Origin of the sequence: Kribbella sp. VKM Ac-2568 (assembly GCF_004345365.1) — a bacterium.
GTDB lineage: Bacteria > Actinomycetota > Actinomycetes > Propionibacteriales > Kribbellaceae > Kribbella > Kribbella orskensis.
Genome location: NZ_SLVF01000002.1, coordinates 70,053 through 90,641, shown reverse-complemented (window position 1 = coordinate 90,641; position 20,589 = coordinate 70,053). Strand labels below are relative to the sequence as shown.

16 protein-coding genes are annotated in these 20,589 nt (G+C 69.5%); 12 read left to right on the top strand and 4 right to left on the bottom strand.

The window, feature by feature from the left end; translation table 11 throughout:
* Nucleotides 1-18: 18 nt before the first annotated feature.
* Nucleotides 19-441, top strand: coding sequence for a DUF805 domain-containing protein (locus EV648_RS04300; protein WP_132285239.1), 423 nt, complete (start codon nucleotides 19-21; stop codon nucleotides 439-441).
* A 72-nt stretch (nucleotides 442-513) separates the two neighbouring features.
* Here the strand turns inward: EV648_RS04300 and EV648_RS04295 are convergent, their stop codons facing one another.
* Both EV648_RS04295 and EV648_RS04290 read right to left on the bottom strand, forming a co-directional pair.
* Nucleotides 514-1,923 (bottom strand): metallopeptidase TldD-related protein, encoded by a 1,410-nt coding sequence (locus EV648_RS04295; RefSeq protein WP_132285237.1) that lies wholly within the window; start codon nucleotides 1,921-1,923, stop codon nucleotides 514-516.
* Entirely contained in the window at nucleotides 1,920-3,437 is a 1,518-nt protein-coding gene (locus EV648_RS04290) for a TldD/PmbA family protein (RefSeq protein WP_132285235.1), read from the bottom strand. Before EV648_RS04290 ends, EV648_RS04295 begins: the two co-directional genes overlap by 4 nt.
* 137 nt (nucleotides 3,438-3,574) lie before the next feature.
* On the opposite strand from EV648_RS04290, the gene EV648_RS04285 reads away from it, so the two are divergent.
* From EV648_RS04285 to EV648_RS04240, 9 genes are all read left to right on the top strand, one after another.
* Nucleotides 3,575-4,084 (top strand): RNA polymerase sigma factor, encoded by a 510-nt coding sequence (locus EV648_RS04285; RefSeq protein ID WP_241994879.1) that lies wholly within the window; start codon nucleotides 3,575-3,577, stop codon nucleotides 4,082-4,084.
* Nucleotides 4,081-4,788 carry a hypothetical protein gene (locus tag EV648_RS04280; protein WP_132285231.1) on the top strand — a complete coding sequence of 236 codons (708 nt, stop codon included), beginning with the start codon at nucleotides 4,081-4,083 and terminating at the stop codon, nucleotides 4,786-4,788. Before EV648_RS04285 ends, EV648_RS04280 begins: the two co-directional genes overlap by 4 nt.
* A gap of 68 nt (nucleotides 4,789-4,856) precedes the next feature.
* Nucleotides 4,857-5,561, top strand: coding sequence for a hypothetical protein (locus tag EV648_RS04275; RefSeq protein ID WP_132285229.1), 705 nt, complete (start codon nucleotides 4,857-4,859; stop codon nucleotides 5,559-5,561).
* Between the two features lie 637 nt (nucleotides 5,562-6,198).
* Nucleotides 6,199-8,154, top strand: coding sequence for an HNH endonuclease signature motif containing protein (locus EV648_RS04270; protein WP_241994878.1), 1,956 nt, complete (start codon nucleotides 6,199-6,201; stop codon nucleotides 8,152-8,154).
* A 1,495-nt stretch (nucleotides 8,155-9,649) separates the two neighbouring features.
* Entirely contained in the window at nucleotides 9,650-10,579 is a 930-nt protein-coding gene (locus EV648_RS04260) for an ABC transporter permease (RefSeq protein WP_132285225.1), read from the top strand.
* Complete coding sequence (locus EV648_RS04255) at nucleotides 10,579-11,577, top strand: ABC transporter permease (protein WP_132285223.1); 999 nt, start codon at nucleotides 10,579-10,581, stop codon at nucleotides 11,575-11,577. Before EV648_RS04260 ends, EV648_RS04255 begins: the two co-directional genes overlap by 1 nt.
* Nucleotides 11,570-12,616, top strand: a complete 1,047-nt coding sequence (locus tag EV648_RS04250; RefSeq protein WP_132285221.1) for an ABC transporter ATP-binding protein — start codon at nucleotides 11,570-11,572, stop codon at nucleotides 12,614-12,616. The genes EV648_RS04255 and EV648_RS04250 overlap by 8 nt, the downstream gene beginning before the upstream one ends.
* The gene (locus tag EV648_RS04245; protein WP_132285219.1) at nucleotides 12,613-13,620 is read left to right on the top strand and encodes an ABC transporter ATP-binding protein; all 1,008 of its coding nucleotides are present in this window, start codon (nucleotides 12,613-12,615) and stop codon (nucleotides 13,618-13,620) included. The genes EV648_RS04250 and EV648_RS04245 overlap by 4 nt, the downstream gene beginning before the upstream one ends.
* Nucleotides 13,617-15,293: an ABC transporter substrate-binding protein gene (locus EV648_RS04240; RefSeq protein ID WP_132285217.1), complete on the top strand. Its 1,677-nt coding sequence runs from the start codon at nucleotides 13,617-13,619 to the stop codon at nucleotides 15,291-15,293. Before EV648_RS04245 ends, EV648_RS04240 begins: the two co-directional genes overlap by 4 nt.
* A gap of 96 nt (nucleotides 15,294-15,389) precedes the next feature.
* Here EV648_RS04240 and EV648_RS04235 read toward each other — a convergent pair whose 3' ends face one another.
* Together EV648_RS04235 and EV648_RS04230 are read right to left on the bottom strand one after the other, a co-directional pair.
* On the bottom strand, nucleotides 15,390-15,887 hold the full coding sequence (locus tag EV648_RS04235; protein WP_132285215.1) for an HAD family acid phosphatase: 498 nt from the start codon (nucleotides 15,885-15,887) through the stop codon (nucleotides 15,390-15,392).
* 6 nt (nucleotides 15,888-15,893) lie between these two features.
* Nucleotides 15,894-16,484 (bottom strand): GNAT family N-acetyltransferase, encoded by a 591-nt coding sequence (locus EV648_RS04230; protein ID WP_132285213.1) that lies wholly within the window; start codon nucleotides 16,482-16,484, stop codon nucleotides 15,894-15,896.
* 148 nt (nucleotides 16,485-16,632) lie between these two features.
* Here EV648_RS04230 and EV648_RS04225 point away from each other — a divergent pair, with 148 nt between their 5' ends.
* Nucleotides 16,633-17,763 (top strand): metallophosphoesterase, encoded by a 1,131-nt coding sequence (locus EV648_RS04225; RefSeq protein WP_132285211.1) that lies wholly within the window; start codon nucleotides 16,633-16,635, stop codon nucleotides 17,761-17,763.
* Nucleotides 17,760-20,537 (top strand): AAA family ATPase, encoded by a 2,778-nt coding sequence (locus EV648_RS04220; RefSeq protein WP_132285209.1) that lies wholly within the window; start codon nucleotides 17,760-17,762, stop codon nucleotides 20,535-20,537. The genes EV648_RS04225 and EV648_RS04220 overlap by 4 nt, the downstream gene beginning before the upstream one ends.
* Nucleotides 20,538-20,589 lie beyond the last annotated feature (52 nt).

Below are 20,589 nucleotides of genomic sequence, written 5' to 3'. Positions count from 1 at the left end.
ACCATCGGAGAAACACCAATGCAGTGGTACATGGACGTCATCAAGAAGTACGCCGAGTTCAGCGGTCGCGCTCGGCGCAAAGAGTTCTGGATGTTCGTGCTGATCAACGCGATCATCGGCATCATCCTGAGCATCATCGACAACATCATCGGGACGACCTACGGCGCGGCCAACCAGGGTGTGCTGAACTCGATCTACGGCCTGGCGGTGCTGATCCCGTCGATCGCTGTCGGCGTCCGGCGGATGCACGACACCGGTCGTAGCGGCTGGTGGCTGCTGATCAATCTGATCCCCTGTGTCGGGTGGATCATCTACATCGTCTTCGCCGCCCAGGAGGGCGTTGCCGGGGACAACCAGTACGGCCCGGACCCGAAGGCGGCCGAGCGCTTCGGCGGCCCGGGTGGGTACAACCCGCCGGAGCCGGGTTACCCGACCGTCTGATCCCGATGTCGGAACGTCCCGCGGACTTGGTGAGAGACGCCGGTCCGCGGGACGTTGCACGTCCAGCCAGGGTCAGTTGGCCTGGCTGACGCTGGACATGTTGAAGTCGGGCACCAGCAGCGGTGGCGTCGCCGTACGGGAGAACTCGTCGCCCCACTCGCGCGAGAAGGACGGCACGGTGGCCCCGGCCGCGGTGAAGCGGGCGAGCAGGTCGACCGGGCTCTCGTTGAAGCGGAAGTTGTTCACGGCGCCCGTCACCTCGCCGTTCTCCACCAGGTAGACCCCGTCGCGGGTCAGGCCGGTGAGCAGCAGCGTCTGCGGTTCCACCACGCGGATGTACCAGAGGCAGGTCACCAGCAGGCCGCGGTCGAGCCCGGCCACCAGGTCGTCCACAGAACCGGTCGCGCCGTCCACCGACAGCACGTAGTTGCCGATCGGCGGAGTCACCGCGGGCGCACCCGTGAGATCGGCCGTGAACCGGCTCTGCATCAGGTTCTCGAGCTTGCCGCCGCGGATCCAATCCGTCGCGCTCAGCGTGAGCCCGTTGTCGAAGACGCTCGACGATCCACCAGACGACCGCGCCACCGCGAACGGGAAGCTCTCCAGCCCTGCGAGGCGCGGGTCGGACCGGAGGCCGACCGGGTGCGGCGACAGCACGTCACCGATCCGGGTCCCGCCCGAAGGCTTCGAGAAGACGCTGCGCCCTTCATAGGCGTCGCGTCCTTCGAGCCGCCAATAGACGTACGTCGCGAGATCCGCCACGGCGGCGGGGGTGAGCACCGTGGGGTGCCGTCCGGCATCCACCGCAATGGTGCGAGTGGCCCAGCCGAGCCGCCGGGTGAGCTCCGCGTCGATCGCGAGCGGGTCGATGTCGCTGAAGTCGCGGGTGGCGGCTCCCACCCAGGCCGACTGGCTGAGGTCACCCGACTTGCCGGTGGCCGTCACGAATCCCCGAGGCAGGCTTTGACGCAACCGCAGGCCCGTCGACGACCCGACGTACAGGGTGATGACTTCGTGGTCGGCGAAGCCGTAGAGCCAGCGGTTCTCCTTGCCGGCCCGGGAGAGCGCTTCACCGAGTGCGGGGGCGAATTTCTCGTAGACATTGACCGAGGTCTCGTCGGGCTCCTCGTCCCAGCCGGGGCTGACGGTGCCGTCGACCAGCGGGCGGGCGTCCTCGGCCGGCCCGGCGGCGCGGGCGGCGGCGACCGCTGCCGAGACGAGGTCGCGCAACTCGGCCTCCGTGGCCGACGAGCGCCCGGCGACTCCGGCAGCGGTTCCCTCGCCCGCGCCGACCGTCGCGATCACGGTGACGCTCGAGCCGCGCATCGCGCCGTTCGTGGTGAGGGTGTTGTTGGCCCAGCGCAGGTTCGCGCTCGAGGTCTCGGCGACGAGGACCACGCAGCCGTCGGCCCCCTCGGCGGCGGCCAGGTCGAGGGCCCGCTCGATGGTGTCCTGCGGGGTGAGCTGAATGACGGTCGTCACCGGCCGGCCTCCTGCGTGGTGTTGAGAATGCGGACGCCGCGGAACAGCGCGGACGGGCAACCGTGGGTGACGGCGCCGGACTGGGCGGGCTGGGCTTTGCCGCAGTTGAGCGCGCCTCCGAGGACGTAGGTCTGCGGTCCGCCGACGGCCTCCATCGACCCCCAGAAGTCGGTCGTCGTCGCCTGATACGCGACGTCGCGCAGTTGCCCGTCGAGCTTGCCGTCGGTGATCTTGTAGAACCGCTGACCGGTGAACTGGAAGTTGTACCGCTGCATGTCGATCGACCAGGATTTGTCGCCGACGATGTAAATGCCGTTCTTCACCTTGGCGATCAATTCCTCGGTGGAGGGACCGTCTGGCACCGGCTGCAGGGACACATTCGCCATTCGCTGGATCGGGATGTGCCCGGCCGAGTCGGCGTACGCGCAGCCGTTGGAGCGGCTGGTGCCGAGCACGCCCTCGTTCACCTTCGCCATCCGGCGGTCCACCTGGTAGCCGACGAGGATGCCGTCCTTGACCAGGTCCCACTGCTGCCCGGCGACACCCTCGTCGTCGTACCCGACGGTCGAGAGGCCGTGCTCGGCGATGCGGTCGCCGGTGACGTGCATGACCGGCGAGCCGTACTTCAGGGTGTTGAGCTTGTCGAGGGTCGCGAAGCTGGTGCCGGCGTAGTTGGCCTCGTAACCGAGTGCGCGGTCGAGCTCGGTGGCGTGGCCGATCGACTCGTGGATGGTGAGCCAGAGGTTGGTCGGGTCGATCACCAGGTCGTAGGCGCCCGCCTCGACGCTCGGCGCGGCCATCTTCTCCGCGAGCCAGCCGGGGATCTGGGCGAGTTCCTCGTCCCAGTTCCAGCCGGTACCGGTCATGTACTCCCAGCCGCGGCCGGCCGGTGGGACGCAACTGGCCATCGAGTCGAAGCGGCCGGTCTCGGCGTCCACCGCGATCGCCTGGATATCAGGGCCGATCCGCACGCGCTGCTGCGTGGTGGAGGTGCCTTCGGAGTTCGCGTAGAACTTGCACTCGTTCACCGACGTGACGTGCGCCGTGACGTGTGAGACGCCCTCTGCCTGGAGCAGGCGGTTGCTGTAGTCGGTGAGCAGAGCGACCTTCTCGGCCCGCGGCAGACTGAGCGGGTCGATCTCGTACTCCGAGACCCAGGTGACGTCGTCGTACACGGGCTCGTCGGCGAGCTCGATCGGCTCCGAGTTGATCGGCCGCGAGACCTGCGCGAGGTGCACGGCCTGCTCGGCGATCCGGACGGCCTCGTCGGTCGACAGCGCGACCCCGGCGGCGAACCCCCAGGTGCCGTCGTGGATCACCCGGACGGCGAGACCGAGGTCCTCGTCGTCGCTGGCGCTCTCGAGTACGCCGTCGCGCAGCGAGATGGACTCCGACCGGATCCGCTCCAGCCGGAACTCGGCGAACGTGGCGCCGAGATCCTTCGCCCGTTGCAGCGCGGCGGAGGCCAGTTCGTGGCGGGGCAGGGCGAGGAATGACGCATCGACTTCGGGCACGTTGCCGACCTTATGACATCGGCCCAGCGGGTGAGCGACGAGATGGAACCGATCGGTGACCGGCGGTGTAGAGACAATGAGCGGATCGGACAGGAGGCGGAATCAGCGAGGTCGACGAACCGGCGATCCTGGCTCGGGTGCGTGGTGGGGACTCCACCGCGTACGGAGAGCTGGTGCTCCGTCATGCCCCGGTGGCGAAACGTACGGCGGTACTGCTCGGGGCTGGGTCCGAGGCGGACGACGTCGTGCAGGAGTCCTTCGTCAAGGCGTATCGCGCGCTCGGGAGTTTCCGCAGCGGCTCCGCCTTCCGTCCGTGGTTGTTGCGCATCGTCGCGAACGAGACGCGCAACCTGGTGCGGTCGCGGAGTCGCCGGTCGCGCCGGGAGGAGCTGTCCGTACTCCCGGAGTTCGTGCTGGACCCGGCTGACCACGCTCTGTCCACCGAGCGCCGCGACGAGCTGTTGGAAGCGCTGAAGGCTCTGCCCGAGCAGTACCGGCTGGTAGTGACGTGCCGCTACCTGCTGGACCTGGACGAGCAGGAGACGGCGACGGTGCTCGGCTGGCCGCGCGGCACGGTGAAGTCGCGGCTCCACCGCGCACTGGGACGCCTGCGGACCCAACTACCCGACAAGGAGGTGCAGCGATGACCGACGAGCAGCTGGCAGACGAACTCCGCGCGCTCGGGCGCACCGCCGCAGTACCTCCTGTTGCTGACGGGCTGGCCGCTGCTGTGCTGGAGCGGATTGCCGAGCCTCCTGTACGTCGTACGTTCGCTGAGGTGGTTCGGAGCCGGTGGCGGGCGCTGCTGGCTCTGCTGGCGGTTCTGCTCGCTGGGGCGCTCATTGCGCCGCCGGTGCGTGCTGCGGTGGCCGAGTGGCTCAACATCGGGGGAGTGCAGGCTCAGCCGGTCGGTACCGGGCCTACGAGTGCGCCGGAACCTCCTGTCGCTGCGGGTGAGTTGACCTTGCAGCAGGCGGCTGACCGGGCCGGCTTCGTGCCGATCGTTCCCAAGGCGCTGGGGACTCCGGCGATGGTCGATGCCTCGAAGGGGATGGTGGCGATGAGCTGGCAGACCGCTGACGGGGTGGTGCGGCTGGAGCAGTTCAAGGCGCAGCTGTCGCCGATGTACATCAAGAAGTACTACCAGGATCTCGAGTTCGTGCAGGTGGTGGACGGCTACTGGTTCAGCACGCCGCACGAGCTGGTGCTGGACGACGAAGCCGGGAACGAGGTCCGCGTGCGGGTGGCCGGGCCTACCTTGGTGTGGGTGTACGAGGGGCTGACCTTCCGGCTGGAGGGGTTGTCGGACAAGGCGCGGGCGACGGCGATCGCGGTGTCGGCTGTCAGGTAGCTGTTCTTCGTGTGGAACCCGTGGCGCGTCGGCGGTGTACCAGTGACAGTCGAATGAAGGAGACTGACATGCGCTCGTGGGTACGCCGTACCGTCCTGCTTGGCGTCGCCGTACTGGTGACGGCGGCTGTGGGAGTCGTGCCGGCCGACGCCGGCGGGCCGACGAGCGTGCTGCTGAGCGCGCCGGGCATCGGCAAGGTCGTTGCCACCGGCTACGAGGACCCGAAGTACAACGAGTTGCAGCAACTGCTGGACGTGGGAGTGCCCTCCAACGCGGAGACCGGCGGTGACGATCGATCGATCGGCGGCTTCATCCGGGCGACCTGGCTGATCCACGACATGTCGGTCTGGCGCCTCGACATCATCTACCCGGACGCGCCGGGCGGCCCGTGGATCGCGACCACCGAGGACAAGGGGATGTCGGGCCAGGGTCTGGACGCAAAGCCGGTCTGGCACCGCTCGGTCAACGGCGCCCGCCTGACCGAGGTCCTCGGCTCCCTCGGACTCCTGGACAAGGACCCCAATCACAACGGCTGGGGCGGCGGCCCCACCGGCCCTCCCCAGACCGACCCGTCCGGCCCGGTGGTGGTCGAGCAACCCGCCACCGTCGACCAGCCCGCTGCCGCCCCCGCCGGCACCGTCAAAGCCGAACAAGGAGCCCTCACCGGCTGGCGCTGGATCATCCCCGGCGTCCTCCTCGGCGCCGCAGCCGCCCTCCTAGCCACCCGCCTACTCCCCAAGCGCCGCCACTGGGAACTAATCGACGCCGAGTAACCCCCCGCCGCTCCTACGTCGCCCCCAACAGAACAGGCGCTCCGCCCCGACCTCCACCTATCGCCGGGGTGGGTGTCCACGTCGCTCCTGCGTCGCCACTCGTCACCCGCAGCCGCGGGTGTCCCCGGGTGCTCGCGATCATCCGTGTGCGGCTCCAACTACATCCATAGCTTCACCGAGGCGTGGATGGGCGGAGTCCTCGGCACGGGTCCGCTCGAGGCCCTTTCGGGCTGCCCGGTGGGGTGGGGCAGGGCGACTCCCTCGCTCCGATCACCCGCCCGCCACTCATCTCCACCTCACATCCGGATCGCCTCCGGCACCCGTGGGCTCGCACCCGCTACTGCTGCCCCGCTGTCTCGAGCCGCCTGCTGCGCCGTCCGTCCGCGTCGCCAGCGGCCTTCGCCTCCTTCCAGCCTTGTCCACCTCGCTTCCGCTTGTGCCTGACACATTCATAGGTCCTGCTCTGGCACTCATTCGTCCCATCACAGTCCCCGCCAGGTCCACAGCTCGCGTCGGGTTGTGGACAACTCGTCTGTATCCGGAGTGTCGGCACAATTCCGGCCAACCTTCGGAATCCCTTGTAAATAAGGGCCTTCCGGACCAGAAACTGTCCGAGCCGCCATCTAGGGTCTGGGGTATGGAGATTCTGGGTGAGCGGCCGGTGTGGTCGATGAGTGACAGCGAGCAGCTGGCGGCTCTCGACGCCCTGCAGGCTGAGATCTCCCGGTTGCAGACCTACCGTCTGCAGGTTCTGGCCGCCTACGACGCCTCTGGTCACGCCGCCACCCTCGGCGCCGGCGACACCGCCCGCCTCCTGGCGTTCCGGCACCGCCTCGACCCGGGCGTGATCAAGCGCGACCTGGCCCTGGCCAAGGCGCTGCGCAAGTACCCCGCCGTCACCAACGCCCTGCCAGCCACCGGCGTCGGGGACCCGGCAGACGCCAACGACGACGAGCCGGCCAGCGACCCGGGCGGCGACCCGGCCAGCGACCCGGGTGGCGAGCCGGGTGGTGAGCCGGGCGTGGAGGCCGGAGCCGATGCAGTGGTGTTGTCTCCGGCGCAGGCCGCGGCGATCGTGTCCGAACTGGAGAACGTGCCCAAGACCGTCGCGGTCGAGGACCTGGCCGTGGCCGAACAACAACTCGTCGCCCTAGGCCGCCATTTCTGTCCGTCGGAACTGCGCAAGGCGGCCCGCCGGGTCCGCGACCTGCTGGACGCCGACGGGCCGGCACCGGAAGAGGACAAGGCCCACGCCCGGGAGGAGTTGCGGCTGCGGCCCGCCGACCGGGGTGTCAAGTTCAGCGGCTACCTGGCCAACGAGAACGCCGAACTGTTCCAGTCCCTGATCCTGTCCGGTGCCAAGCCCCGTAAGACCGTCACCGGTGAACTGGACCCGCGCTCACCGGACAAGCGCCGCGCCGACGCCCTCACCGACGTCCTCAACGTCGCCTCCAACGCCATCACCACCGCCACCGCAGCTGGCCCAGCTGACACGGCTGACACGGCTGACACGGCCGGAGCATCCGACTCGGGCAGCGCGCCCGGGACCGCCGAGCTCCCGACCAGTCCCGGCGAGGCACCTGCCGCCGGGCGCGCCGCCGAGACCGGTACCGCCGGCCGAGGCACCGCCACGAGTCGTGCTGCGGCGGTGGCCGGGTACGGCCCGAAGGCACACGTCACGGTCACCATCGACCTGAAAGACCTGACCGACGCCGGTGCCCATGCGGTCGGGACGCTGGTGCACGGTGAAGGGTTGTCCGCGGGCGCGGTCCGGCGGTTGGCGTGCGAGGCGCAGATCATCCCGATCGTGCTCGGCGCGAACTCCGAGCCGCTCGACGTCGCCATGGCCCAGCGCTTCGTCAACCGCGCCATGCGCCGCGCCCTGAACGCCCGCGACAAGGGCTGCGTCGTGTGCAAGGCCCCGCCGATCTTCTGCGACGCCCACCACCTGATCTCCTGGATCGACAACGGCCCCACCGCCCTGACCAACCTGGTCCTGCTCTGCCGCCGCCACCACATCGACACCCACCACGGCCACTGGACCATCACCCTCCACCACGGCGGCACGGTCACCGTCGCCCGACCCGCCTGGGCCGAACCAAACCCCACCACCACCCGAACCCGCTACCGCACCCCCACCAGCAGCTACAGCGGAGCTGCGGCGTCGCCCGGCCCTGTCCGGAACCGCACCCACGACCCGGCATGCACCGGGACCGGGAACACCGCGGTGGCACAGTTCGACCCCTGGGCAGATCCCGACCCGCCCGACCCAAGCTCCAGCAACCACACCCCTCCACCCGACGACCCGCCCCCAGGTCAGCGGGCGCTGCAGCACGCCGGCAACCCGCCGGGAGCCGCCGTGGATGGCGCAGTCGCGCAGTTCGACCCGTGGACAGACACGGAACCGCCCAGGCTCCGCCAAACACACTCGTCCACCGAGGACCCGGCCCCAGGTCACAGGGCACTGCACCATGCCAACAACTCGGTACCGACCACGACCGATGACCGGGAGGGGCGCACTGCCGACGAGCGAGATCTCGGACGCGGCCACCTGGATGATCGAGGCGTCCGGCTTGAGGTCGGGGGTCGGTGATCCAGCCCCGGCGCTCGAGGTTGGGGGTGGTAATCCAGCGCGGGTCACCGCGGAGGACACTGCCACACGGTTCGACCCATGGAACGACCTGGACCGACCTTCCGGGAGGACGGACACCGCCCGTGGAACGATCTGTCCTTACCTTCCGAGGACGGACCAGCATTCCGCCAACGATTCGTCTGTCCACCCCAGTGAGGACCTCGCTGGCAACCGCACTGAACTGCCGAGCCGTCGCAGGCGCCCCCCAGCGGGAGTGACTCCGGGCCGGAGGGCTCCGGCTGGTGGGCGCGCCGCCGTCGCGGCAGCGGAGATCACCGACCGCGCTCCGCCGCGCCGGCGAGGCGGCTGTGGCGCGACAGTAGGTGCTGCAAATTGCCGCAGGTGGAGGTGCGGGTGCGCAGTCGACCTACGGAACGGGCTCGCGCTGCAGTGGCACAGTGCGGCGGCAGCACCGTGCCACGCGGTTCGCAGCGGCGGCATCGTGCCACGCAGTTCGCGGCGCAGCGCCGTGCCACGCAGTTTCGCAGCAGCGGCAGCACGGTGCCCGCGGTTCGCGGCGGCAGCACGGTGCCCGCGGTTCGCGGCGGCAGCACGGTGCCCGCGGTTCGCGGCGGCAGCACGGTGCCCGCGGTTCGCGGCGGCAGCACGGTGCCCGCGGTTCGCGGCGGCAGCATGGTGCCACCGCAGTTGTCCGCTCGCCGTCAGCATCAGGGCTCGGCGTCGGCAGCCTTCGCGATCGGCGGGCGATACTCGGCCTGCTATTGGGGGCACCTGCCTGGAGCCTGTTGCTTGCGGAGCTCCGAGCAGGCGTGCGGAGCTCCCAGCATTTTGGGCGACGGCGACACATTCAGCCGGCCACGTTTCCGAGCGTCCGGACTCGGCCGCGGAGCATCTGCGCCGGTCTGGCCAGCACCGCGTGGATTCCGCGTGGATATGGCGCCCTGGGTGCTCGTGTATTGCCGGGCTGGGGCCCTGTGGGCCCGCGCCGCTCTCCGTCGATGTCGCCTACCCCGGACGCGGCTCCTGCGCCGCGCCGACAGCAGCAGGTGTTCTGTTCCTGCAGAGTTCGCGCGTGGGGCTGGTCTCTGTGGCTCCCGCCCCTCGGCGGTGGCTCATCCATCGCGGTCGTCACCCGCAGCCTGTGGTGTCCCGGGCGGACGCGACGATCCAGGTGCAGCTACAACCGCACACAGAGCTTCGCCGACACCTGGATAGCGGCTGTCCTGGGCACGGATCCTCTCAAGGTTCTGCCGGTCGCTCGACGAATCAAATGGTGATTGCCCTGCCCAAGGTGATCACGCATGCGGATCCCCAGCTGGTGTAAGCGACGACGGAGGAGGAGCGGCCGGGCGGTGGGTGGGAGTGGCGACGGAGTACACCTAAACCCCACTGGAATGAGTGACTTTCTCATCATTCAAGATGGGACCTGGATGGTGGGAGACTCTGGCCTACCGTCATTCGGCTGGAGTCGAGTCCATCGTTGTCAGGAGTGCTCGTGAGTTCCTCGGTCGTCGCGGCCGTCTCACCGACCCGGCAGGCCCTGCGCCGGGTCCGCCGGGATCGCAGCGCCCGGTTCGGCGCGTGGCTGGTGGCCGCGTTGATCGTGATCGCGGTTGCCGCGCCGTTGCTGGTCAAGCTGTCCGGCCAGGATCCCTATACCTACCACATCGATCTGCTCGATCCGGCCAAGGGCGGAGCGCCGAAGGGTGCGCTCGGCGGGGTCAGTGCGGACCACTGGTTCGGGGTGGAGCCGCTGACCGGCCGGGACCTGTTCTCGATCGTGGTGCTCGGCCTGCGGACGTCGCTGGCGATCGCGATCGTCGCCACTTTGATCACCACGGTGGTCGGCACGCTGGTCGGGATCAGTGCCGCGTACTTCGGCGGCTGGTACGACGGGGTGGTGTCCCGGCTGCTCGACTTCCTCTTCGGGTTCCCGCAACTCGTCTTCATGATTGCCCTGGGCATCATCGTGCCGGCGGAGTTCCCGCGCTGGTTGCTGCTGATCCTGGTGCTGAGCGTGTTCGGCTGGGCCGGCCTCGCGCGGCTGATCCGGGGGCAGGCCAGGTCGCTGGCCACCAGGGAGTTCGTCGAGGCGGCGCGGTCGGTCGGGTCCAGCGGCTGGCACGTGATCACCCGTGAACTGCTGCCGAACCTGCTCGGCCCGGTGCTGGTGATCGCGACGATGGCGATCCCGGGGTACATCGGCGCCGAGGCGGCGCTGTCGTTCCTGGGTGTCGGGGTGCCACCGCCGACACCGAGTCTCGGCCGCTCGATCTCCGACTCGATCGTGTGGGTCTACACCGGCACAGACCCGTGGTTCATGGTCTTCCCGGGCATCATGCTCTTCCTGGCGGTGCTCGGCTTCACCCTGCTCGGCGACGGCGTCCGCGATGCCTTCGACGTACGGCTGCGGAGGGCCAACTGATGCCCGACCTGCTGTGGTTCGTACTCCGCAGGCTGTTCGCGACCGTGCTGGTCATGCTCGCGCTCAGCCTCGCCGTCTATCTGATCTTCTACGCGCTCCCGGCCGACCCGGCGAGACTGGCCTGTGGCAAGCCCTGTACTCCGGACCGGCTGGAGCAGGCGCGGCACTTCATGCAACTCGACCAGAGCGTGATCCAGCAGTACCTCGCCTTCCTGAAGGGGATCTTCGCAGGCCGGACCTTCGGCGAGGGAGCCGCGGCGGTCCAGTGCAACGCGCCCTGCTTCGGGTACTCCTTCCCGCTGGCTCGTCCCGTCACCACCCTGATCGTCGACCGGCTCCCTGTCACCCTGTCCATCGCGATCGGGGCCGCGGTGCTGTGGCTGCTTCTCGGGGTCACGCTCGGTGTCGGCGCGGCGCTCAAACGCGGCAAGCTCTTCGACCGGCTGGCCGTCGGGTTCGCGCTCATCGGCATCGCGACCCCGTCGTTCCTGCTCGGGCTGCTGGCGATCTTGGTGTTCGGGTTCTGGCTCAACATGGTCCCGGTCAACGGGTACGTGCCGCTGACCGAGAGCCCGGTCGACTGGGCCTGGCACCTGATCACCCCGTGGTTGGTGCTGGCCACGATCCAGGCCGCGGCGTACATCCGGCTGACCCGGGCGCAGATGCTCGAGGAGATGAACCTCGACCACATCACCACCGCCCGGGCCAAAGGCGCGGGCGAGCGCCGGGTGGTGGCGGTCCACGGACTGCGCGGCGTGCTGGTACCGATCGTGACCATCTTCGGCCTGGATCTCGGCGCCCTGCTGGGCGGTGCGATCCTGACGGAGAAGGTGTTCAGCATGCAGGGCCTGGGCGAGTTGCTGATCAGCGCCGTCGGTCAGCTGGACGTGGCGGTGGTGGTCGGCGTGACGCTGTTCTCGGCCTTCCTGGTGATCCTCGCGAATCTGGTGGTGGACGTGGTGCACGGTGTGCTCGACCCGAGGGTGGGCCATGCCTGACCAGACCGCGAACAACCAAGGCGCCACCCACTACAACGGATCGCCAAGACCCGTTCTCGAGGTCGCCGATCTGCACGTCACCTTCAAGACCGAGGGCGGGCTGGTCCCGGCCGTCTCCGGGATCGACTTCTCCGTCGCACCGGGCAAGACGCTCGCGATCGTCGGCGAGTCCGGCTCCGGCAAGAGTGTCAGTTCGGCCGCGGTGATGGGCCTGCTGCCGCCCAACGCCGAGGTGACGGGCGAGGTGCTGCTCGACGGCCGCGAACTGATCGGCCTGTCGAGCGAGGAGCTCCGCAGGATCCGCGGCAACGACATCGCGCTGGTCTTCCAGGACGCGCTCTCGGCGCTCAACCCGTACTACTCGGTCGGCTGGCAGGTCGCCGAGGCGTACCGCCTGCACCACGACGTCTCCAAGAAGGAGGCGCTCAAGCGCGCGGTGCGGATGCTCGACCTGGTCGGCATCCCGTCCGCGGAGCAGCGCGCCAAGGCGTACCCGCACGAGTTCTCCGGGGGAATGCGGCAGCGGGTCGTGATTGCTATGGCTTTGGTGAACGACCCGAAGGTGCTGATCGCCGACGAGCCGACGACCGCGCTCGACGTCACCGTGCAGGCCCAGATCATGCGGCTGCTGGAGGACGTGCAGGCGGAGTTCGGGACCGCTCTGGTGCTGATCTCGCACGATCTCGGAGTGGTCGCCGAGGTCGCGGACGACGTACTGGTCATGTACGCCGGGCGTGCGGCCGAGCGTGGTTCCGTGAAGGACCTGTTCCACCGCGCGGCTCATCCGTACAGCCTCGGGTTGCTCGGCGCGATGCCGCGGGTGGACTTGCCGCCGCGGCCCAGGCTCGCCACGATCCCGGGAAGTCCGCCCTCGCCCGGCTCGATCACCACCGGCTGCCCGTTCCAGCCGCGCTGCGCGTACGCCCACCTGGTCGGAGAGCGCTGCATCACCGAGCGCCCGGAGCTGACTCCGCGCCCCGGCGAGGGGTACCACGAAGCCGCCTGCCACCTCGGTCGCCGACCGGAGGTGATGCTGTGAGCACGGACGAACTGCTCCACCTCAAGGACGTGAAGAAGTACTTCGGTCTGCGCGGCGCACCGTGGCGCAAAGCCGGTGCCGTCAAGGCGGTGGACGGTGTGAATTTCGTCGTACGCCGGGGCGAGACCGTCGGGCTGGTCGGTGAGTCAGGCTCGGGCAAATCCACGTTGGCCAGGGTGGCGACGCGGCTCCTGGACCCGACGGCCGGCACGGTCGAGATCGGCGGCCAGGACGTCACCCGGGTCCGCGGTCGCAAGCTCCGGCCGGTCCGCCGCAAGATCCAGATGGTCTTCCAGGACCCGCAGGCATCGTTGAACCCAAGGCAGTCCGTCGGCACCATCCTGACCACGCCGTTCCGGGCCCAGGGGATCCGCCCGACCCGCGCGCAACTGGTCGAACTGCTCCGGCAGGTCGGCCTGTCCGAGGAACACCTGGAGCGCTATCCGCACGAGTTCTCGGGTGGCCAGCGGCAGCGGATCGGGATCGCCCGCGCGCTGGCCGTGAAGCCCGACCTGCTGGTCTGCGACGAGCCGGTGTCCGCCCTCGACGTCTCCGTCCAGGCGCAGGTGCTGAACCTGCTCGCCGATCTGCGCGACGACCTCGGGCTGTCATACGTGCTGGTCGCGCACGACCTCGCAGTGGTCCGTCAGGTCGCCAACCGCCTCGCCGTGATGTACCTCGGCACGATCGTGGAGGAGGGCCCGGCGGCCGAGGTGTACTCGGCTCCCGCCCATCCGTACACGCGCGCGCTGCTGTCCGCCGTACCGGTGCCTGAGCCGGGCGCCAAGCGCGACCGGATCGTGCTGACCGGCGACGTGCCGACGCCCATCGATCCGCCCTCCGGATGCCCGTTCCGCACCCGGTGCTACAAGGCCGAGGACGTCTGCGCGACGGTCCGGCCGGTGCTGGAACCCGTCGCAGGTGGCGAGCACCGGGTCGCCTGCTACTTCCCGGAATCACCCGCGGATCTCTCGAGCCCCCCACTGTCTGAGAGGACACCATGAAGCGCACCACCCGAGCGGTCGCGGTCGCGGCCGCACTGTTGCTGGCGATCACTGCCTGCAACGCCAACGACAAGACAGCCACCCCCGGTGGCGGCACCACCTCTTCCGCCGAGGCCGGCGGCGTACTGCACCTGCTCAGCACGAGCAAGGAGATCAGCCTCGACCCGGCGAAGAGCCAGAACCTCGGCACCAGCACGATCCACCTGGTGCTGCGCGGCCTGACCTCGTGGAAGACCTCGCCGGACAAGGCGGCCGAGCTGGTCCCGGACCTGGCCACCGACACCGGCCAGGTGACCGACGGCGGCAAGACCTGGACGTACAAGCTCAAGCCCGGTCTGAAGTACGCCGACGGCTCGCCGATCGTCGCCGCCGACATCAAGTACGGTGTGGAGCGGTCCTTCGCGCCCGAGCTGTCCGGCGGCCTCGGCTACCACAAGTCGCTGCTGGCCGGCGCCGAGAAGTACACCGGTCCGTACAAGGGCGGCGAGCTGCCCTCGATCGAGACGCCGGACGAGTCCACCATCGTCTTCAAGCTGAACAAGCCGTTCGGCGACTGGCCGTGGATCGTCAGCATGCCGGCCTTCTCGCCGGTGCCGAAGAAGGCCGACACCGACCCGGCGCACTACGGCGAGAAGCCCGTTGCCAGCGGCCCCTACCAGGTGAAGACCTACTCGCCGGGCTCGAAGCTCGAGCTGGAGCGCAACCCGTCCTGGGACAAGGCGACCGATCCGGCGCGGACCGGCCTGCCGGACTCGATCGTGCTCGACATGGGCCTGCAGGGCGACGTGATCAACCAGCGGCTGATCGCCGACGCCGGCGACGACAAGTTCTCCGCCACCACCGGTACGTCGGTCCCGGCCGCGCTGATCCCGACGGTCACCGGCAACCCGGCGGTGAAGGCCCGGGTGGCCACCTCGCCGTCCGGCGCGCTGCAGTACCTCGCGATGAACAACAAGCGCCCGGCGCTGGCCAACCCCGAGGTCCGCAAGGCGATCCAGTACGCCGTCGACAAGCAGGCGGTCCAGGTCGCCGAGGGCGGTCCGGAGTTCGGCGGTGAGCTGGCCACCACGCTGATCACCCCCGGTATCCCGGGCTTCTCCAAGTTCGACATGTTCCCGGCGCCGCCGCAGGGTGACCCGGCGAAGGCGAAGTCGATGCTCGCGGCGGCCGGGGTGAGCAACCTCAACCTGCTGCTGGTGGCCGACAACGAGAGCGGTCTCGGCGTCGCGCAGGCGATCCAGCAGGGTCTCAAGCGAGCCGGCATCAACGTCACCATCAAGCCGCTCGAGGCGGAGGCGCTGACCGACCTGATCACCGGGCCGAAGGGTGACTACGACCTGACGGTGTCGCCCTGGCTGCCGGACTTCCCGAGCGCGATCGGCAACATCCAGCCGCTGTTCGCGTCCTCGGAGATCGGCAACGGCGGGTTCAACCTGTCGCGCTACTCCAACCCGGAGGTGGACGCCGCGATCGCGACGGCGACAGGCGAGTCCGACCGAACCAAGGCGGCGGGTCTGTGGGCCGCGCTGGACAAGCAGATCATGACCGACTCGCCGGTGGTGCCGCTGATCTACGCGCGCAACGCGTTCCTGCACGGCTCGAAGGTGCAGAACTTCTACCTGCCGCCCTACCCGCCGTACCCGAACACGCTGATCCTCGGCCTCAGCAAGTAGTCACCCGGGCGGGTCGTCGGCGCACGTCCCGCCCGGACCACGCAGTACCGGAGCACGCAGTACCGGAGCACGCAGGACCGGAGCACGCAGGACCGGTCAGGTGCGGCCCTCGGACTCCTGGGCCTCGAAGAGGGTGGGCTGGGTCTCGGCATCGAGTCCCCAGTCCGCCCTCATCACCGTGTACCCGGCCTTCTCGGCCGCGTCGCAGACCTTGACGTCGTCATCCACCAGTACTGCGATCCGCCGCTCCTGTGCGAGCGTCCTCAACCGGGCCAGCTTCATCACGGCCGAGGGGCGGCGGTCGTTGTTGCCGCGCATCAGCAACTTGCCCTCGGGGAAGCCGTTGTCCTCGAACCACTTCACGGTGTCCCGCCGCAGCCGCTCGGGCCGCCCGCTCAGGTAGACGATCTCGTGGTCCGCGGCCAGCGTGGTCGCGACCGCCAGGCCCTCGTCGAGCACCGCGTCGTCCTTGGCGTGCGCGAAGAACGAGCCCCAGTCCTTCGGTCGCTTCTGCAGGAAGTGGACCCGCTGACTGGTGTCGGACAAGGTCGCGTCGATGTCCAGCACGGCGTACGGGCGTTGGTCGTCAGGCACACCGCATCATCTCAGGAGGCCGCCTTCCAGGTCGCGCGGTCCAGCTCGCACGGTCGACTCCCAGGTCGCGCGGTCGACTGCGTACTCGACCTCGCCGTGCTCCGTGCCGGGGAGAGGGTCGTCGAAGTGCACGTGGAAGACGCGGACGAACCGCAGCCCCGACTTCACCATCACCCGCCGGGACTTGGTGTTGACGGCCATCGTGTCGGCGACGACCCGCTCGATGTCGAGGTCGGTGAAGGCCTTGTCGATCAATGCGCGAGTGCCCTCGGTCGCGTAGCCCTTGCCCCAGGCAGACCGCTTCAGCCGGTACCCGACGCCTGCCACACGCTGCTCGCCCGTCGGTTGCAGCCCGAACCACCCGATGAAGGCGCCGCTCGACTTCTCATGTGCCGCGAAGGTGCCGCGCCCGGGATGCGTGTCGTACGTCGCGAGGATGCCCGGCAGCACCTTCTGCTCGATCTCGTCGCGGGGCGTCGGCTGACCGGTCAGGTACCGCATCACCTCGAGATCGGAATCCAGCTCCACCAGCACCTCGACATCCCCCGCGGTGAACCGCCGCAGTACCAGCCGCGCGGTCTCGAGAGTGAGGTCCATACCCGCGATCCTTGCCGCCGTGCGGTTCACCCTCAACCGCATTTCACCGCAGGGAGTCCGAAAAAGTGTTCGGATGGCGGGCATCCCGGGGGTTGTGGGTGTGTTGGTTGGGTGGTTGTCGGCGGGGCGGGTTAGCGTTCTCACCGCGATGAACGACTCGATCACCTTCCTGCACAGTTCCGACTGGCAGCTGGGCATGATGCGCCGGTTCCTGGGACCGGACGGTCAGGCCCGGTGGGCCCAGGCGCGACTGGACGCCGTCATGCGGATCGGCGAGGTGGCGAAGCAGACCAGCGCGGCCTTCGTGGTGGTGACCGGGGACGTGTTCGAGCACAACCAGGTGGAGCGGCAAACGATCCTGCGGGCCTGTGAGGCGCTCAAGCGGATCGAGGTACCGGTGGTGCTGCTGCCGGGCAACCACGACGCGCTCGAGCCGGGCTCGCTCTGGACGTCGTCGCAGTGGCTCGGCCACGCGCCCGAGCACGTGAAGGTCGTGACCGACACGCTGCCGCGGGAGATCGTGCCGGGCGTCGAGATCGTCGGCGCCCCGTGGCGCTCGCGGCGACCGGTGTCCGACCCCGCTGCCCCCGGGTACGCCGATCTCGCGCCGGCCCCGGCCGGAACGAAGCGGATCCTGCTCGCGCACGGGCAGCTGACCAGCCTCAGCGGCGGGATGTCCGACGTACCGACCATCGACCAGACGTCTCTCGAGGCGGCGGTGACCGACGGGCGGCTGCACTACATCGGGCTGGGCGACCGGCATTCCACCACCGAGGTGACGGACCGGATCTGGTTCTCGGGGACGCAGGAGGTCACCGCACCCGAGGAGACCCATCCGGGCAACGTGCTGAAGGTGACACTGACGGCCGAGGAGATCGAGGTGGAATCGATTCGCGTCGGCGCCTGGCACATGGTCGAGCACCACGCGGAGCTGTACGACGAGGAGTCGCTGACGGCGTTGGAGGACTGGTTCGCCGAGCTCCCGGAGAAGGAGCGGACCTACGTCCGGCTGGCCGCGGACGGGTCGTTGCCGTTGCCGTTGCTGAGCCGGCTCGACGCGATGGTCGACGCGCAGGGCGAGGTCTTCGCGAGTGTCGAGCGATGGGCCAAGTTCTGGACGGTCCGGCCCGCTCCCGACGCGGCCGACCTGGACGCGTTGCAGTTGAGCGGGCCTGCGCGGGCGGCGATGGAGGAGTTGCGCCAGGCGCTGGCCGGCGGTGACGAGGGTGCCGGCGCGGCCCTCACCTTGATGCACAGACTGGCGCGGGACGCGGGATGAGGCTGCACAGTCTGACGCTGCGGAACTTCCGTGGCGTCAAGGACCGTACCGTCGACCTGCCCGCGATCGGGACCACCGTGGTGGTCGGCGACAACGAGGTCGGCAAGTCCAGCCTGGTCGAGGCGTTCGCGCTGGTCTTCGACTTCCCGGACGACTCGAAGTCGACCCGGATCCGCGACATCCAGCCGGTCGGCCAGGACGTCGCCCCCGAGGTGACCGTCGAGCTCACGCTGGGCGGTCGGGAGCTCGCCTACACCAAGCGCTGGCTGAAGAACCGGTCCACCGAGCTGTCCATCGTCGACTCGGACGGCCGGCGCCAGACCTGGACCGGCCGCGAGGCGCACAACGAGGCCGAGCGGCTGTTCGCCGAGAATGTCGATCCCGTGCTCTGGCAGACGTTGATGGTCGGCCAAGGGCAGTCCCTGGTGCTGCCGACGCCGGCCGACGCGGAGCCCCTGATCACCGCGGTAACAGCAGAATCCGGGACGCCGGTCGACGGCGCCTCCATGCCCCTGGTGACCGCGGTGGAGCACGAGTACCTCCGCTACTGGACCCGAGGGGGTCGCCCGCACGGCGAGTACGCGAAGTCCGCTGCCGTGGTGGCGACGGCCGAGCTCGCCGCCGAGCAGGCGTTGAAGGCGATGGACGAGGTGGTCGCGGACATCCGCCGGGCCGAGCGTCTCGCCCTCGATCTGGACGACCTGTCGAGCCGGCTCGGCGATCACCTCAAGTCGGTCGAGGACCTGCGCGAACGCAAGAAGGCGACTGACGAGATCCTGCTCCGCCGGGACTCGATCCGGAGCCGCGCGGAGACCGCCCGCGCCCGGCTGGAGAACCACACCCGCACGCGCCTAGAACGGGAACGCCTGCTCGCCGACGTCGAGCGGTTCACCAAGGCCGATGCGGAATTGGCCGAGCGACGTACCGATTCCGAGACAGTCGCGCGCAAGGCCGCGGAAACCGTGCACGCGGCGGAAGCTGCGCTGGCCGAGGTCGTCGAGCTGAAGGACGAGCGGCGCGCGCAGGTCCAGGATGCGGAGCGACTCGTCTCGCTGCTGATGGATCGCGCCGAGCTCGATCGGTTGACGGGTCAGCAGGCGGAGCTGGTCGACGTACGGGCTCGCATCGCGGCGGCAGGCACCGTGCTCGACGGCATCAAGGTCGACGACGCGATCGTCGCCGAGCTGGAGGACGCCCGCGCCAAGGTGGTCGAGGCCCGCGCCGCACTCGCCGCCGGAGTACCGGAAGTCCTGGTACGGCGGGTCGGTGCCGAGGCGGTCGAGTTGTCGGGCACCGGGCTGGACGCGGGTTCGGGGAAGAAGGTGCCGGGCTCTCTCGCGGAAGACGGCGAGATCGAGCTTCTGGTGTCTGGTGAGCTGGTGGTCGGCGTACCGGGGCAGGTGGAGGTCAAGGTCCGCGCCGGCGGTGAGGCCGCGACCCTGCGAGCTCTGGTGGACGAGGCGGTCCGGCGCGAGAAGGACCTGCTCAAGAAGGCGCGGGTCAAGGATCTGCCGGCAGCGCGGGAGTTGTTGCGCAAGGGAGATCTGGCGTCGGCCGAGTTGCAGGAGGCCCGGCGTACCGAGCGCTCCCTGACGGCGGGCGGCGACCCGGCGGAGCGGATCGCTTTGCTGGCGGCGCGGCTCGGGATCGTCGAGGGCGAGGAGCCGGCCGAGGAGCGCGAGAGCAAGCAGCCCGCGGTCGAAGCCGTGCCGGGGCAGATGTCGCTGTTCGAGCAGTTCGAGCCGGACGAGAACGCCTTCGATTTCGAGGACTTCGAGGTACCGGCGCCGATGGATGTCGGCGAGCTCGCGGTCGCGCAGCGCCGACAGGAGGACGCCCGGTCCGAGCTGGCCGAGGTGGAGCGGCTGCTCGCGGACGCGGAGTTCGCGGCGGCCCAGGCGCGCAAGGCGGCTGACGAGGATCGCTCGGAGGCACAGCAGGCGAGGGCGCGGGCCGAGTTGGCGGGGGAGCGGCTGACCGCTGCCGTCGAGGCCCTGGAGGCCGCTCGGGCGGTGCTGGCTGACGAAGACGTCGACAGCGCTGAGGTCGAGGCGACTGCAGAGGTCGAGTCAGTGCTCGATGAGCTGACGGCTGTTCAGGAGCAGGTGGATGCTGTCGGGGCCGACGAGGTCGCCGGCGAGTTGGCCGACGCGCTGGCGGTGGCGACCCGGCTGCAGGGGGAGCGGGATGTCCTGCGCGACTCGCTGCGGACGACCGAGGGCCGGCTGGAGCAGTCAGGACGGGACGGGCTTGCGACCCGGCGGGACTCCGCCGAGCTGGACCTGGCCGCGATCCGGGCCGAGCACGAGTCCCTGAAGCGGCGGGCCGATGCTGCCAGGCGGGTCTACGAGACGCTCGGGCGTCACCGGGCCGAGGCGCAGACGAAATACTCCGAGCCGTTGCAGAACAGGATCGAGGCGCTCGGGCGGAGCGTCTACGGGCCGAGCTTCCGGGTCTGGCTGGACGACGATCTGGCTGTTGCCGAGCGGGAACTGGACGGCGCCCGGCTGCGCGTGGAGGCGTTGTCCACCGGCGCGCATGAGCAGTTGGCGATCATCACCCGGCTCGCGATCAGCCACCTGGTGAGCACCGGTGACAGCAGCGTGCCGGTGATCTTCGACGACGCCCTCGGGTGGTCCGACAAGGGCCGCCTGCGCGACATGGGCGCCCTCCTCGGCCGCGCCGGCGACCACGGTCAGGTGATCATCCTGACCTGCATGCCCGAACGCTACGAACACGTCCCCAAGGCGACGTTCATCAAGCTCGAGGCCTGACCAGACCCACCCGTCACTCGGCGCGGCCGCCCTTCCGGCACTGAGAGGCCAG